Source organism: Ciceribacter ferrooxidans (genome assembly GCF_004137355.1).
Lineage (GTDB): Bacteria > Pseudomonadota > Alphaproteobacteria > Rhizobiales > Rhizobiaceae > Allorhizobium > Allorhizobium ferrooxidans.
In genome coordinates this window covers 1-268 of the sequence record NZ_SDVB01000074.1, presented here as the reverse complement: position 1 = coordinate 268, position 268 = coordinate 1, and the positions used below count along the sequence as shown (strand labels likewise).

The 268-nt window shown below is 64.6% G+C and carries 1 protein-coding gene; it reads left to right on the top strand.

Features of this window, described 5'->3' with window-relative positions:
- Positions 1-256: SDR family NAD(P)-dependent oxidoreductase (locus tag EUU22_RS01865; RefSeq protein ID WP_205687819.1), on the top strand; the 256-nt coding region annotated here is incomplete at its 5' end.
- Positions 257-268: the final 12 nt, after the last annotated feature.

Below are 268 nucleotides of genomic sequence, written 5' to 3'. Positions count from 1 at the left end.
CACGCGATCAGCCGCAGCTGAATGGGGGCCAGCTGGCGTGCGAGTAGTTGGTATCGCCCCGGGCAGGTGTTATACGCGCATGACAGCCGAGACCGCCAAGCAAGGTGGTCCGGGGCGTGGAATCGAACGGGTTCCCCTTCGTCGCTGGGGGCAGCCCGAGGAGCCTGCCTACGCCATGGTTTTCCTGGCTTCCGAGGCGGCTTCCTATATCACGGGCACGACGCTCTTGGTGGATGGGGGCTACGTGATCGGTTGATGACGTCGGGCT